The sequence below is a fragment of the Spiroplasma endosymbiont of Dilophus febrilis genome (assembly GCF_964030685.1).
In the GTDB taxonomy this organism is placed as follows: Bacteria; Bacillota_I; Bacilli_A; order Mycoplasmatales; family Nriv7; genus Nriv7.
Map to the genome: position 1 here is coordinate 830,678 of NZ_OZ034912.1, position 14,897 is coordinate 845,574.

13 protein-coding genes are annotated in these 14,897 nt (G+C 30.5%); 1 reads left to right on the forward strand and 12 read right to left on the reverse strand.

All coding sequences use genetic code 4. From position 1 onward, the window contains the following. Positions 1–3: 3 nt before the first annotated feature. The 7 genes from rplB to pepF all read right to left on the reverse strand — a co-directional run bounded on the left by rplB (position 4) and on the right by pepF (position 6,328). Positions 4–840, reverse strand: a complete 837-nt coding sequence (rplB, locus tag AAHF53_RS04560) for a 50S ribosomal protein L2 (protein WP_342189632.1) — start codon at positions 838–840, stop codon at positions 4–6. Positions 841–858: 18 nt separating this feature from the next. Continuing rightward, complete coding sequence (gene rplW, locus AAHF53_RS04565; protein WP_215825746.1) at positions 859–1,146, reverse strand: 50S ribosomal protein L23; 288 nt, start codon at positions 1,144–1,146, stop codon at positions 859–861. Continuing rightward, the gene (gene rplD / locus AAHF53_RS04570) at positions 1,146–1,772 is read right to left on the reverse strand and encodes a 50S ribosomal protein L4 (RefSeq protein ID WP_338968281.1); all 627 of its coding nucleotides are present in this window, start codon (positions 1,770–1,772) and stop codon (positions 1,146–1,148) included. The genes rplW and rplD overlap by 1 nt, the downstream gene beginning before the upstream one ends. A 19-nt stretch (positions 1,773–1,791) precedes the next feature. After that, positions 1,792–2,499 carry a 50S ribosomal protein L3 gene (gene rplC, locus AAHF53_RS04575; protein ID WP_338968283.1) on the reverse strand — a complete coding sequence of 236 codons (708 nt, stop codon included), beginning with the start codon at positions 2,497–2,499 and terminating at the stop codon, positions 1,792–1,794. A 77-nt stretch (positions 2,500–2,576) separates the two neighbouring features. Beyond that, complete coding sequence (gene rpsJ, locus AAHF53_RS04580; RefSeq protein ID WP_342189633.1) at positions 2,577–2,894, reverse strand: 30S ribosomal protein S10; 318 nt, start codon at positions 2,892–2,894, stop codon at positions 2,577–2,579. Positions 2,895–3,938: 1,044 nt separating this feature from the next. Beyond that, positions 3,939–4,283, reverse strand: a complete 345-nt coding sequence (locus AAHF53_RS04585; RefSeq protein ID WP_342189634.1) for a hypothetical protein — start codon at positions 4,281–4,283, stop codon at positions 3,939–3,941. A 257-nt stretch (positions 4,284–4,540) separates the two neighbouring features. Next, positions 4,541–6,328: an oligoendopeptidase F gene (pepF, locus tag AAHF53_RS04590; RefSeq protein ID WP_338967742.1), complete on the reverse strand. Its 1,788-nt coding sequence runs from the start codon at positions 6,326–6,328 to the stop codon at positions 4,541–4,543. A gap of 113 nt (positions 6,329–6,441) precedes the next feature. On the opposite strand from pepF, the gene AAHF53_RS04595 reads away from it, so the two are divergent. Further along, positions 6,442–7,803, forward strand: coding sequence for a M17 family metallopeptidase (locus AAHF53_RS04595; protein ID WP_342189635.1), 1,362 nt, complete (start codon positions 6,442–6,444; stop codon positions 7,801–7,803). 85 nt (positions 7,804–7,888) lie between these two features. On the opposite strand, the gene tuf is transcribed toward AAHF53_RS04595, so the two are convergent. The 5 genes from tuf to AAHF53_RS04620 form a co-directional block, all read right to left on the reverse strand. Continuing rightward, positions 7,889–9,076 carry an elongation factor Tu gene (gene tuf, locus AAHF53_RS04600; RefSeq protein WP_338969016.1) on the reverse strand — a complete coding sequence of 396 codons (1,188 nt, stop codon included), beginning with the start codon at positions 9,074–9,076 and terminating at the stop codon, positions 7,889–7,891. Between the two features lie 99 nt (positions 9,077–9,175). After that, the gene (gene fusA / locus AAHF53_RS04605) at positions 9,176–11,254 is read right to left on the reverse strand and encodes an elongation factor G (RefSeq protein WP_342189636.1); all 2,079 of its coding nucleotides are present in this window, start codon (positions 11,252–11,254) and stop codon (positions 9,176–9,178) included. A gap of 21 nt (positions 11,255–11,275) precedes the next feature. Further along, positions 11,276–11,743, reverse strand: a complete 468-nt coding sequence (gene rpsG / locus AAHF53_RS04610; RefSeq protein ID WP_338967738.1) for a 30S ribosomal protein S7 — start codon at positions 11,741–11,743, stop codon at positions 11,276–11,278. A 23-nt stretch (positions 11,744–11,766) separates the two neighbouring features. Continuing rightward, positions 11,767–12,180 carry a 30S ribosomal protein S12 gene (gene rpsL / locus AAHF53_RS04615; protein ID WP_342189637.1) on the reverse strand — a complete coding sequence of 138 codons (414 nt, stop codon included), beginning with the start codon at positions 12,178–12,180 and terminating at the stop codon, positions 11,767–11,769. Positions 12,181–12,661: 481 nt separating this feature from the next. Beyond that, entirely contained in the window at positions 12,662–14,743 is a 2,082-nt protein-coding gene (locus AAHF53_RS04620) for a hypothetical protein (protein WP_342189638.1), read from the reverse strand. Between the last annotated feature and the right edge of the window lie 154 nt (positions 14,744–14,897).

Here is a 14,897-nt window from a genome sequence, read left to right on the forward strand (position 1 = left end):
ACCCTATTTTTTCTTTCTTCTAATAATTAATTTTGTTGAAGCCTTACGAGGATTACGAGTTTTCATCCCCAATGTCTTCTTACCTCAAGGTGTTACAGGAGCTACTCTTCCAATCGGCGCTTTTCCTTCACCACCACCATGTGGATGATCATTAGGATTCATAACTGAACCTCTAACCGTCGGACGAATTCCTCTTCAACGATTTCTTCCAGCTTTTCCTCAATTAACTAAGTTCCGATCTTCATTACCAACTTCACCAATTGTTGCTCGACAAGATGCTAATATCTTGCGAACCTCACCAGAATTTAAACGAATCGTAACATAACGACCACTTTCATCTTTTCCTAATAATTGAGCACTAGTTCCCGCGCTTCTAGCTAATTGACCACCTTTTAAAGGTCGCAATTCAATATTATGAACTACTGTCCCCTCAGGCATTTTTCCCATTGGCATATTATTACCAACTTTAATATCCACCAGCGGACCACTAACAATTTCCATTCCCACTTCAAGAGTTTTAGGTGCTAAAATATATCTTTTTTCACCATCAAGATAATTAACTAATGAAATAAACGCATTACGATTAGGATCATACTCAATACTTGCTACTTTACCAATAATATTGTCTTTATCGCGTTTAAAATCAATAATACGATATTTTCTTTTATGACCGCCACCTTTATGACGCGTAGTAATAATTCCCCGATTATTTCGACCAGATTTCCTATTTAATGTAGTTAATAACGATTTCTCTGGTTTATCAGTTGTTAAAACTGAATAATCAAGAGTTGTCATATTACGACGACCATTAGTAACTGGTTTATATTTCTTTATTGCCATAACTCTTACTCCTTAATATTATTCGTTATTAAATAACTCTAATTTTTCACCTGGTTTTAAAGTAAAAATCGCTCTTTTACTAGCATTAGTTAATCCTTCAAACCGTCCCATTTTTTTAGCTTTCGGTTTCTTTTTAATAATATTTACCTTAAGAACTTTTACTTCAAAAATAGTTTCAAATGCTTTTTTAATTTGTGTCTTATTAGCCTTATAATTAACTTCAAAAGTATATTTACCATCAACATTAATTTTTAAATATGACTTTTCTGTTAAGACTGGCTTTTTAATTACTTCGGTAATATGCATTATGCCAATACCCCCTCAATGTTTACTAACGCCTCTAAAGTTATTAATAACTTATTAGCGTGCAATAAATCATAAATATTTAAACTACTAGCAGCAATGACATTAAATTTTGCAATATTACTTGCTGATTTAACAATCATTTCATCAGCTACTTTAGTAATTAATAATGTTTTATTATCCACTAACTTTAAATTTTGACAAATTTGTAAAACTGCCTTTGTTGAATATTTTTCTAAACTAATAGTATCAACAATAATAAGTTCATTATTTTGTGCTTTTAAAGATAACGCCGATTTTAATGCTAACTTTCTTACTTTCCGATTAACATGCAATTTATAATTTTTCTCAACTGTCGGACCAAATACAATTCCCCCACCTTTTCATTGTGGCGAACGAATTGAACCTTGTCTGGCTCGGCCTGTTCCCTTTTGCTTTCATGGTTTTTTACCACCACCACTAACTTCACCACGAGTTTTAGTTTGATGTGTTCCCTGTCTTCAAGACGCTTGTTGAGCAATTGTCGCATCAAACATTGCTTGTTGATGAGGCGTAATATTTCAAACTTTCTCATTTAAACTAACATCTTTAACAACATTACCATTAATATCTAATACTTGTAACTTCATCATTTTTTCTCCTTAATAATTATGCTGCTGGGGCAACGCTACTAACATCTACTGTAGTAGTTTCAACAGGTGGTTGATTGTTAACTAAATTTGGTGGTGTTTTTGTTTTTAAGCCCTTAATCGCTTCAGTAATAACAACAAACTGTTTTTTAGGTCCTGGAATTGAACCTTTAACTAATAGCGCATTCTTAGCAACATCAATATGAATTACTTGCAAATTTTGCATTGTAACTTGTTGATGTCCCATTCTTCCTGGCATCTTTTTTCCTTTAAAAATTCGGTTCGGAGCAATCGCACCCATTGAACCAATTTCACGATGAAATCCAGAACCATGAGCCATCGGCCCTCTTGAATAATTATGGCGTTTAATAACTCCTGCAAAGCCTTTACCCTTGCTAATGGCTCGCACATCCACTAATTCACCAGGAGTGAAAATATCACAATTAATAATATCTCCCATATTAAACCCTGACATTTCACGAATCTCTTTACTAAACCTTTTCGGAGTTGTCTGAGCTCTTTTAAAATGTCCTGTCAATGGTTTATTAACTAAATTAGCTCTTTTATCTTCTACCGCTAATTGCAACGAAGTATAACCATTTTTTTCTGCTGTTTTAACATCAGTAACAACATTAGGTTGCACTTCAATAACTGTTACGGGAATTATCTTTCCTTCAACAGTAAAGACCTGACTCATAGCAATTTTTCTGCCTAAAATTCCTTTCATAAGAATTTTACCGTCCTTTCCAACTTATCATTATTGTGTATATCATTGCCTTTTAAAATATATTTCTAAAAGGTTGACTAGGTAATTGCATTTAATTTAATCTCAATATCCACACCACTCGGTAGTTGTAATCTTGATAAACTATTTACAGTTTTTGGCGTTGGATTAATAATATTAACGATTCTATTATGAGTTCGAATTTCAAACTGTTCACGAGCATCTTTATGTTTATGAACAGATCGTAAAACAGTATAAATTTCTCTTTTGGTTGGCAAAGGAATCGGTCCCTTAACTTTTGCTCCCGTCAATTGCGCTGCTTGAACAATTTTAAAAATTGACTGGTCAACAGTTTTGCTATCATAACCACATAAACGAATTCTAATTTTTTGAGCCATAACACGGTCTCCTTCCTGAATTAAAAATTACTTTTGCTACAACGCTTCTTGGCGTATCAATAATGGTACATATAATATACACAGTTAAATATTATACACTATTCCTTAGCAATTACAAATATATTAACACGCGGGGGTCGCGTTTAGTTTTCTTAGGTATTTTTTAAAAAAGAAAAAATAGTCATTTACTATAAATTATTTCAATATGCAAATTAAGTATATATTTCTTATGTATGATTTTTGTTGTAAAAAATTATTTTAATGTTGTTTTTATAAGCATTTTACTTAGTTTTTATAACCTTTTATTAAGAATATGTTTGTTAATATTAAATATTTTGTTTTATTAATTATTTTTCAAGTAAAAAGGTAATAAATTTTTAGTTGCTTTTCTTTCAAAATTATTCAAATCTTTACCCACCTAACAAAACTTTATGCGCCCACACGCGGGGGTCGCGTTTAGTTTTCTTAGGTATTTTTTAAAAAAGAAAAAATAGTCATTTACTATAAATTATTTCAATATGCAAATTAAGTATATATTTCTTATGTATGATTTTTGTTGTAAAAAATTATTTTAATGTTGTTTTTATAAGCATTTTACTTAGTTTTTATAACCTTTTATTAAGAATATGTTTGTTAATATTAAATATTTTGTTTTATTAATTATTTTTCAAGTAAAAAGGTAATAAATTTTTAGTTGCTTTTCTTTCAAAATTATTCAAATCTTTACCCACCTAACAAAACTTTATGCGCCCACACGCGGGGGTCGCGTTTAGTTTTCTTAGGTATTTTTTAAAAAAGAAAAAATAGTCATTTACTATAAATTATTTCAATATGCAAATTAAGTATATATTTCTTATGTATGATTTTTGTTGTAAAAAATTATTTTAATGTTGTTTTTATAAGCATTTTACTTAGTTTTTATAACCTTTTATTAAGAATATGTTTGTTAATATTAAATATTTTGTTTTATTAATTATTTTTCAAGTAAAAAGGTAATAAATTTTTAGTTGCTTTTCTTTCAAAATTATTCAAATCTTTACCCACCTAACAAAACTTTATGCGCCCGTCGTTATTTATAAAAATTTTAAATAAAAAAATAAATCCACCCCTTTTTAAAAAACTTCTTGTGCTTGTCATAAGTCTGTGGTATATTACAACCATTGTTAAAAAACTATAAAATGTTCAATTAATAATTGTACTAACTTCATAATCAGCATATTCGCCAACCGCTGATTTTAATTTAAAAAAATTATAAAATGTTTCATTGCGATTAGAAATCGGAATTAGCAACAAAATATATAATAATAAATATATTGCTAGTTTTAAATAAAATATTTTTAAAAAAACTGGTTTTTGTATAAGTCTCTCTCCTGATTTTAGACTAAGCATTTAGCAACTACCTCTCTATTTTTAATTACTTACATTTTTTAAACTTTCCTTGATAAATTCAAAAACTATCAACTCCTTAAAATATAAATATTTTTCTTAAACTTATAATGACATTATTATATCTAAAATTAAATGATTTCCATTGAAACTATTTTCTAAAAATGACATTGTGACCCATTTTAAAAACTAATTTAAAAAAGTCAGAAGTAAACTTCTGACTTTTAACATCTTTTATACAAGTTAATTTAGTTGTTATTTTAAAGCTGTAATAATTTTTCCAATTCATCCAATAGTTGCTCCAAATGCTCCATTAACGGCACATAGGTTGCTTCCAGTGCTAAATCAATACCAACATCTTGCAAAATTAACATTGGTTCTTTATGACCCCCTGCTTTAAGAAAATTCAAAATGTTATCTTTATTGCCCTTTTCAAAATCATCATATAACTTAAACGAAGTTGTCACCGAAGTAGCATATTTATAAACATAATAAGGGGAATTAAAGAAATGTAAAATTCGCGGTCAAGCATAAATGCCATCATCAGCAATTTCATCATAAACATCATAACCATACTCAATTGAAACATCTTTAAACAATTTTGCTAAAATACTAGCATTAATCGGCTGCTCTTGTTCAACTATTTTATGAGCTTCCCATTCAAACTTAGCAAACTGAATTTGACGAAAGAAAGTAGCCATTAAATCATTAATTCTTGTTTCCAATAAATAAATTTGTTCATCTTTTTCTTTAGCTTGCGTATACAGATATTTAAATAAAAGATGCTCATTAAAAGTTGATGCCACTTCTGCTAAAATAATCGGATATTGTGCTAAATTAGGCGGTTGATATTTATTAGAAAATAATGTATGCACGGAATGACCTAATTCATGTGCTAAGGTAGCAACAGATCTTAATGAATCATCTCAATTCATTAAAATAATTGGTTCAACACCTTTACCTGATGACGAATATGCCCCACTGCGTTTGTTAGTGTCTTCAAAATAATCAATTCGCCCTGGTAATAAAGCGATATCTAACATCGTTAAATATTCTGCTCCCAATGGCTGAAAAGCTGCTTTTACCATTGCAATCCCTTGGACCACAGTATACTTATTATTTTCTGTTTTATTCATTAATAAATGACTATCAGTTGCATAAAATTTATCTAATTGAAAATATTTTTGTTTAATTTTAATAAAACGCCGATATAAATGAATATATGCTTTTCCAACTTCTAATAAAGTTAAATACATATCTGGCAATACTTTATCACCTAATAATGATGCTTGCAATGAACTTTCATAGTTTCTTAATTTAACTTCTTCAACACTATATTGAATAATATCTTCATAAACTTTAGCTAATGAATGCTTCTTTGTAATTAAATGTTTGTTTAATAAGATACTAGTTTCTCGTCGTAATTTTTGATCTTCTTTGGGACGCGATAATTGTGCTATTGAAGTTGCTAATGATTCTGTTAATTCCTGTTTTTCACCATCATAATCAAGATATTGTTTTTCCTTATCAGCATATGCTAATAAATCATAAAGTTGATAACTAGTACTTCGCGTTTTAGCAACATTGTTTAATAATTCCTCTTGTTCTTCTGTTAATAAATATTTTACTTTTTCAAAAAATGACCGAAAATCATATTCAAAATTTTTTAATTCCGCATCATTTGCTAACATTTGCATAATTTTTTCCGCACCAATTTGTTTTAATTCTGGTTCAACAAATGACATCTTAGTTTGAATTTTTAATGACTCATTCATCATTAAATTACTTAAATTAATAAATCGTTCATCAGTAGTATCTAAACTACCATAATGTAAATATTGCGAAAGTTTTGCACCTAAAATTTCTCCCGCCTCTGACAATAAAATATATTGCTTAAAATTTTCTTGTTGATGTAATTTCCCTTTTAAATTATACAATTTACCATAATGACTAATATAATTTTGTAACGCCTTCGTTCATTCATCATCACTAGTAAATAAATAACTTAAATCTCATTGATACTTCTTATCAGCATTAATTCGTTTCATTAGTTGTATCCTCTTCCCTTATTAATCTATTTTATGATTATATCAATATATTACGGCATTTGTGCAATCAAAAATGTTATAATTTATATAATTTTATTATTAGGAGGAAAAATATGATTAACTTAACAAAAGAATCACAACAAAACATTGTAACTTTAAAAGCGATTTTTGAAGGCGCAGCAATTAAGGACACCGTTGAAAAATCTGAAGGAAATACAACCTTAATCGACTCAGAAAAAATCCTTTTCGTTTACTTTAAAGAAAAGAAAATGACATTTTGTAAATTACAGCAATGAATGAAAAAATTTAGCAGTACCAACACTCGGGAATTAAATATTGATGTTGCTAGTTTTACAACTGATGATTTTAATGAACAATTGGCATTACAAGCCATTAGTGAAGCCATTTTATATACCCAACATCAAGTAATATCTTATAAACAAGAAAAAAAGCAAGAAAAAGCAAACTATCATCTAATTACTAATATTAGTGATAGCACCGAAATTTTTAACACTGCTCAAATTAAACTAGATAGTGTTAATTTAACAAGAAACTTACAAGATACACCGCCAAACTTAATGTACCCAGAAATCTTTGCTCAAGATATTCAAAAAGTTTTTGAAGACATTGATAATGTTAAAATTACTATTTTAGATAAAAAAGCAATTATTGAAAATAAAATGGGTCTTTTACTAGCTGTTGCTAATGGTAGCCACAACGACCCCCGAGTTGTGATAATTGAATACATAGGAAATCCTAATAGCAAAGAAAAAATTGGTTTAGTGGGCAAAGGAATTACCTTTGATTCTGGTGGTTATTCATTAAAACCAGCAGCTTCAATGATTAATATGAAATTTGATATGTCGGGAGCAGCAATTGTTTGTTCAACATTATTAGCCATTGCTAAAATTAAACCCACAATTAATGTTGTTGCTGTTGCCTGTTTAACTGAAAATCGCATTGGAGGTCACGCCACCTTAGTTGAAGCTGTGGCAACTGCAATGAACGGTAAAACCGTTGAAATCTTAAATACTGATGCTGAAGGACGCTTAGTTTTAGCTGACGGAATTACTTATGCCATTAGAAATAACAACGCTACTAAAATTATTGATGTTGCTACTCTAACCGGAGCAATCGTAGTATCGCTAGGAAAACATGCTACAGGTGTATTTAGTAATAACAATGATTTTTACCACCAATTTGAACAAGCAAGTGATTTAAGCAAAGAACGCATTTGAAGAATGCCGATATACAAAGAAAATATTGAAGAAATGCAATGCTCACAAATAGCTGACTTAGCAAATATTGGAAAAATTCGGGATATGGGTTCTTCACAAGCGGCTGCTTTCTTACAAGAATTTGTTGAAGAAAAACCTTTCATTCACTTAGATATTGCGGGAACAGCTGATAGCGATTCTCGTGGTAGTGGGGTTATGGTTAAAACACTAGTTGAACTTTTAAGTAGAGTTAAATAGTAATAATTTGTAAAATTAAAAAGTTATCTATTTTAAATAGATAACTTTTTCTTTGCTTTTTATTTTAGTTTATTTTTTAAAATTTTTATTCTAAAATCTTATTAATTATTCCTGAAGCTACGGTTTTACCACCTTCACGAATAGCAAATTGTGTTCCTTCTTCTAAAGCAACTTTAGTATTTAACTCAACAGTTATTTCAGTATTATCACCAGGCATTACAAAGTCAACACCAGCAGGTAAGGTAACTGTTCCTGTTACATCTGAAGAATGTAAGTAAAATTGTGGTTGATAATTACTTTTAGTTGCCGTATGACGACCACCTTCAGCTTTTGTCAATAAGTAAATTTCTGCTTGAAATTTACTATGAGGCGTAACTGTTCCTGGTTTACATAAAACTTGTCCTCTTCGTACGGCATCTTTTTCAACACCTCGTAATAAGATTCCAACATTATCACCAGCTCTAGCTTCATCTAGCGTTTTGTGACCAGTTTCAATACTTGTAGCAATACTTTTAATTACCTTATCACCAAACCCAACAATTTCTACCGCTTCACCAGGTTTTAATATTCCCCGATCAACAAGACCAGTAGCAACTGTTCCACGACCTGGAACACTCACAACACTTCCAACTGACATCATAAATGGCTTATCTAAATCTCGCTCTGGCGTTGGAATATATTCATCAACAGCTTTCATTAATTCAAGAATTTTTGCTTCTTGTTCGGGATCACCATTTAATGCTTTTAATGCTGAACCTTCAATAATTGGTGTATTGCCACCATCAAAGCCATGTTTAGTTAATAATTCTCTAATATCTTCTTCTGCTAAGATTAACATATCAGGATCATCAAGTAAATCAACTTTATTTAAATAAACAACTAATTTTTTAATTCCCACATTTTTAGCCAATAAAACATGCTCATTAGTTTGGGGCATTGCGCCATCAGTTGCAGCAACAACTAAAATTGCTCCATCCATCTGTTTTGCACCCGTAATCATATTTTTTACATAATCAGCATGCCCAGGAGCATCAATATGTCCATAATGTCTTGCTTCAGTTTCATAATCAACATGGGCAATATTAATTGTAATACCTCTTGCTTTTTCTTCTGGTGCAGCATCAATTTCATCATATTTTCTTGCTTTTGCTCCACCTTGCTTTGCTAATACCGAAGTAATCGCTGCTGTTAAAGTTGTTTTACCATGGTCAACATGACCAATTGTTCCAATATTAACATGCGGTTTACTTCTTGAAAATGCTTCTTTTGCCATTTCATTTCTTCCTTTCATTTTTATTACTACTTTTTAAAAAAGATATTTATATTTTATCTTAAATTTATCTTAAAATTCAAGTTGTTAACAACAAAATTATTATCCTTGTTTTGAATTTTGGGCAACAATTTTTTCACTAACCGATTTTGGTGTTTCTTGATAGTGAGAAAACTGCATTGTATAACTTGCTCTTCCTTGTGTAAAGGACCTCAAATCAGTTGCGTACCCAAACATTTCTGCTAACGGTACTTTAGCTTTAATAACTTGAACATTACCTCTTTGCTCACTGCCTTCAATCTGACCTCTTCTTGAAGAAAGATTTCCGATCACATCACCATAATATACTTCTGGTGCTACAACTTCAACAGTCATAATTGGTTCTAACAATACTGGTTGCGAATGCTTCTTAATTTCTTTTAAAGCCATTGAAGCCGCAATCTTAAATGCCATCTCTGATGAATCAACATCATGATATGACCCATCAAATAATGTTGCTTTAATATTAATTAATGGATATCCCGCTAAAACACCACCAGATAAACTAGCTTCTAGTCCCGCTTTAACAGAACTAATATATTCGCGGGGAACTCTACCGCCAACAATCTTATCAACAAATTCAAATCCTTTATCTGGATTAGGTTCAAATTTAATTCATACATGCCCATATTGTCCACGACCACCTGATTGTTTAATATATTTACCTTCACAATCAGATGAAGCTTTAATAGTTTCACGATATGATACTTGTGGATTTCCAACATTTACTTCAACTTTAAATTCTCGTTTCATGCGATCAACAATAATATCTAGATGTAATTCACCCATTCCCGCAACAATTGTTTGTCCAGTTTCATTATCAGTTCATGTTTTAAATGTTGGATCCTCTTCAGCAAGTTTTGATAGCGCTAAACTCATTTTATCTTGATCAGCTTTAGTTTTTGGTTCTAATGCTAAAGAAATAACTGGTTCTGGAAAAATCATTGATTCTAAAACAATCGCATGCTTCTCATCACACAAAGTATCACCAGTTGTTGTATCTTTCAAACCAACAGCCGCTGCAATATCACCAGCATATACTTCTTGAATTTCTTCACGATTATTAGCATGCATTTTTAATAATCTTCCAATGCGTTGTTGTTTATCTTTAGTAGCATTCAAGATATAAGAACCTGAGTTTAATACCCCTGAATAAACACGAAAGAAAGTTAACTTTCCGACATAAGGGTCAGTCATAATTTTAAATGCTAAGGCAGCAAAAGGTTCATCATCAGATGCTTTTCTTTCTGCTTCTTCACCATTACGAAGCACCCCTTTAATGGCTGGGATATCTAATGGCGATGGTAAATAATCAACAACCGCATCTAATAACAACTTAACCCCTTTATTTTTAAACGCTGATCCACAAACAACAGGAAAGAATTCAGCTGTTAAAGTAGCATTACGAATCGCTTGTTTAATTTGTTCAACACCAATCGCTTCGCCTTCTAAATATTGCATCGCTAATTCATCATCAAGTTTAGCAAGTGTTTCAATTAAACTACTGCGCTTTTCTTTAACTAACTCTTGTAATTCATTAGGGATCGGAATTTCCTCTACTGTTTCATGAATATCATTTTGATTATAATGATATGCTTTCATTTCAATCAAATCAATAATACCATCAAAATTATCTTCACTACCAATTGGCAATTGAATTGGATGAGCATTACCTTGTAAACGGTCATAAATTGTATTAATAGAATATAAGAAGTCAGCACCAATTTTATCCATTTTATTAATAAACACAATTCTTGGTACCTTGTAAGTATTTGCTTGCCTTCAAACTGTTTCTGTTTGTGGTTCCACACCTGACTGGGCATCTAAAACCACAACTGAACCATCTAATACTCGTAATGACCGCTCTACTTCAACAGTAAAATCAACATGCCCTGGCGTATCAATAAGATTAAGTCTGAATTCTCTTCAAACCGCTGTTGTTGCTGCTGAAGTAATCGTAATGCCGCGTTCTTGTTCTTGAGCCATTCAATCCATTTGTGAACCACCATCATGGGTTTCTCTAGCTTTACGAATTCTTTTAGTATGTACCAAAATTCTCTCAGTAACCGTAGTCTTACCAGCATCAATATGTGCTATAACACCCATATTGCGAGTTTTTTCTAAACTATATTCTCTTGGCATTCTCTATCTACTCCTCTTAAATTATCAACGGTAATTAGCAAAGGCTTTGTTCGCTTCTGCCTGTCTTTCGGTTTCCTCTTTTTTCTTAACAGCGCCACCTGTACCATTTGATGCATCAATAATTTCTGCTGCTAACTTTTCTTCCATACATTTTCCATTACGACTATGTGAATAATTAATTAATCATCTAAGACTCAATGTCATTTTTCGCTCTTCATATACCTCAATAGGTACTTGATAATTAGCACCACCAATTCTTCTTACTTTCAACTCCAATTGTGGTGAAACATTATTTAATGCTTTATTAAAAATATCCGATGGATCATCATTTGTTTTTTCTTTAATAATATCAAAAGCTTGATAAAGAATTGTTTGGGCAATTCCTCTTTTACCATCAACCATAATTTTATTAATTGCTCTCGTAACCAACTTTGAATTATATATTGGATCTGGTAAAACATCTCGTTTTTCTGCTCTTCTTTTACGCATATAATAACTCCTTTCTTAAACTATTACTTTTTAGGTTTCTTTGTTCCATAAATTGAACGACCTTGTTTTCGCCCTTCAACACCAGCCGCATCTAAAACACCACGAATAACTCGATAGCGCACTCCTGGTAAATCCTTCGTTCTTCCGCCTTGAATAAGTACCACTGAATGCTCCTGCAAGTTATGTCCTTCACCAGGAATATATGCTGTTATTTCTAAACCATTACTCAGTCGCACACGAGTAATCTTTCTTAAAGCTGAGTTAGGTTTCTTTGGCGTTTTTGTTTTCACAAGTTTACATACTGCTCTTTTTTGGGGAGAAGAACCAGTAGTTTGCTTTCTTCTTAATGAGTTATATCCTACTCCTAATAACGCTGACCTTGACTTACGAGTCTTTCCTTTTCTTGGCTTGTGAATCAATTGATTAATTGTTGGCATAATTAATACTCCTTTCATTCTTTCATAGTGTTATTATTTTATACACACGATACCGTGCGTATCTAAATAAAGTCCTTTATAATAATAACTAATTTATTATAAAAATGCAACATATCCCCAAAATAAGGTCGCGTTTAGTTTTCTTAGGTATTTTTTAAAAAAGAAAAAATAGTCATTTACTATAAATTATTTCAATATGCAAATTAAGTATATATTTCTTATGTATGATTTTTGTTGTAAAAAATTATTTTAATGTTGTTTTTATAAGCATTTTACTTAGTTTTTATAACCTTTTATTAAGAATATGTTTGTTAATATTAAATATTTTGTTTTATTAATTATTTTTCAAGTAAAAAGGTAATAAATTTTTAGTTGCTTTTCTTTCAAAATTATTCAAATCTTTACCCACCTAACAAAACTTTATGCGCCCCAAAATAAAATCTAGAACTTAATTATATATAAGTTCTAGATTTTAGAATAACTAACCGCCTTGATAACAAATAGGACAACTATCATTAGTAAATATATAATTTGGATATTGCGAATGATAATGCTCTGCAATTGCTGCTACATCAAATTGTTGATTAACAACAGATTTATTATATGTTTCTTGATTCGGTAAATTAATATTTAATGTTGGTTGTTCATAATAATTAGATTTTGTTTGATATCTTGCTTGCACATATCCTTGTGGATAGGAAACTGCTTCTTGTATTCCTACTGGATTAGCTCGGCGCTGCATTGTTTGGTCAAAAATTCCATAAGAACGACTTTCGTGATTCTTCTTTTTGTCCTGTTTTGGTTTCTTATCTTGTTCTTCAATCGGATTATATTCATACACCGGACTTTCTAACTCATCTGGTTTTCCTGGAAGATTAGCAAATAAAAATTTTCTTGTCTTTTGTGGAACAATTTCAACAGTTTTTCCTGTCATCGATGAATGACAATAAATTTTATTAGGCTCAATGTCTGTATCATCAGCTTCCTTTTGTTCACCTAATGCCACTATTTGTTCCTGAACTTGTGAATATTGCTGTTCTTGATAATACCCATTAGCAAATGACTGCTTCACAAAATCATCTTCCCTACTACCAGTTTGTGAACTATTACTCATCAATGGTTGTTTACCATCGTCATCCTCCAATTCACTTGGAGCAACATATGAACACTCCTCCGGTTGCTTAACTTGTAAATATTCATTATTAATATCCACTTGGTTTTTACCATCAGCTTCCTTTTGTTCACCTAATGCCACTATTTGTTCCTGAACTTGTGAATATTGCTGTTCTTGATAATACCCATTAGCAAATGACTGCTTCACAAAATCATCTTCCCTACTACCAGTTTGTGAACTATTACTCATCAATGGTTGTTTACCATCGTCATCCTCCAATTCACTTGGAGCAACATATGAACACTCCTCCGGTTGCTTAACTTGTAAATATTCATTATTAATATCCACTTGGTTTTTACCATCAGCTTCCTTTTGTTCACCTAATGGCACTATTTGTTCCTGAACTTGTGAATATTGCTGTCCTTGATAATACCCATTAGCAAATGACTGCTTCACAAAATCATCTTTCCTACTACCAGTTTGTGAACTATTACTCATCAATGGTTGTTTACCATCGTCATCCTCCAATTCACTTGGAGCAACATATGAACACTCCTCCGGTTGCTTAACTTGTAAATATTCATTATTAATATCCACTTGCTTCTTATCATCAGCTTCCTTTTGTTCATCTGATGATATCACATTATTTTTTGAATCTTTTTGATAAATCGGTTCTGCAATTATTTTACGAATCGCATCACCATCATCTTTATTCTCTTTTAACAACATTGGATTTAAAATATCTGGTAAGGATGCTTTTGACTTTACCACCAACTTATTGTTATCAATTTCATTAGTTTCATAGTCTTTATCATTTAAAAACTCTGACTGTAACTGTTCTTTTACTAAAGACAATGATTGTTGTGCTTGAATATTATTTTTTCTAATATTTACAATTTCGTTATTAATATCTAAATAATTTTCATTACTAATTTTTCCATCACCCGCAGTAATAATATTACCAATTTGGTATTCTTTATGATTAATAGAATTTTTAATTAATGATAAGAAGGAATTTTGTAAAAAAAATAACCCCATTGCTAAAACTGCTAAAATAAATGAAAATCATCATATTCCCGTAAAAATAATCATTAAAACCAAAATAGTAAAAATAATTCCCGTTAAAGCAAAATTTGTATAAAATAGTCTAATTGCCACTTTATGATTTTTACGATGACGAATTTGTGATATTACTATTGTTACTAAAACAAAAAATAGGGTAATTAAAATTAGAAAAAATACATAAATTACAAGATTACTCATTAAATCATTTTTTAATTTAATTAATGCAAAAGAAAAATTTTCTTTACCAAATCTTAAAAATAATTTTTCTAACCAAATTTCATTAGTAATAAAATTAAAAATAATTGGCATTGATAACACTAATAAAAATACCCCTAAAAGCGTAGATAAAAATATCATTATTGCTCCCATAATCATTAATGTCATTGCTTTTCACCCCTTAATATCCATTTACTTAAATTCAAGAAATAAACCATTATTTTCCTTTTATTTTATTAAATTATACACCATTTTATAAAAAAATTATTGAATAACTTCAATAAAATAAAGAGTTTTTATATATTATTAATTAAATTAATAT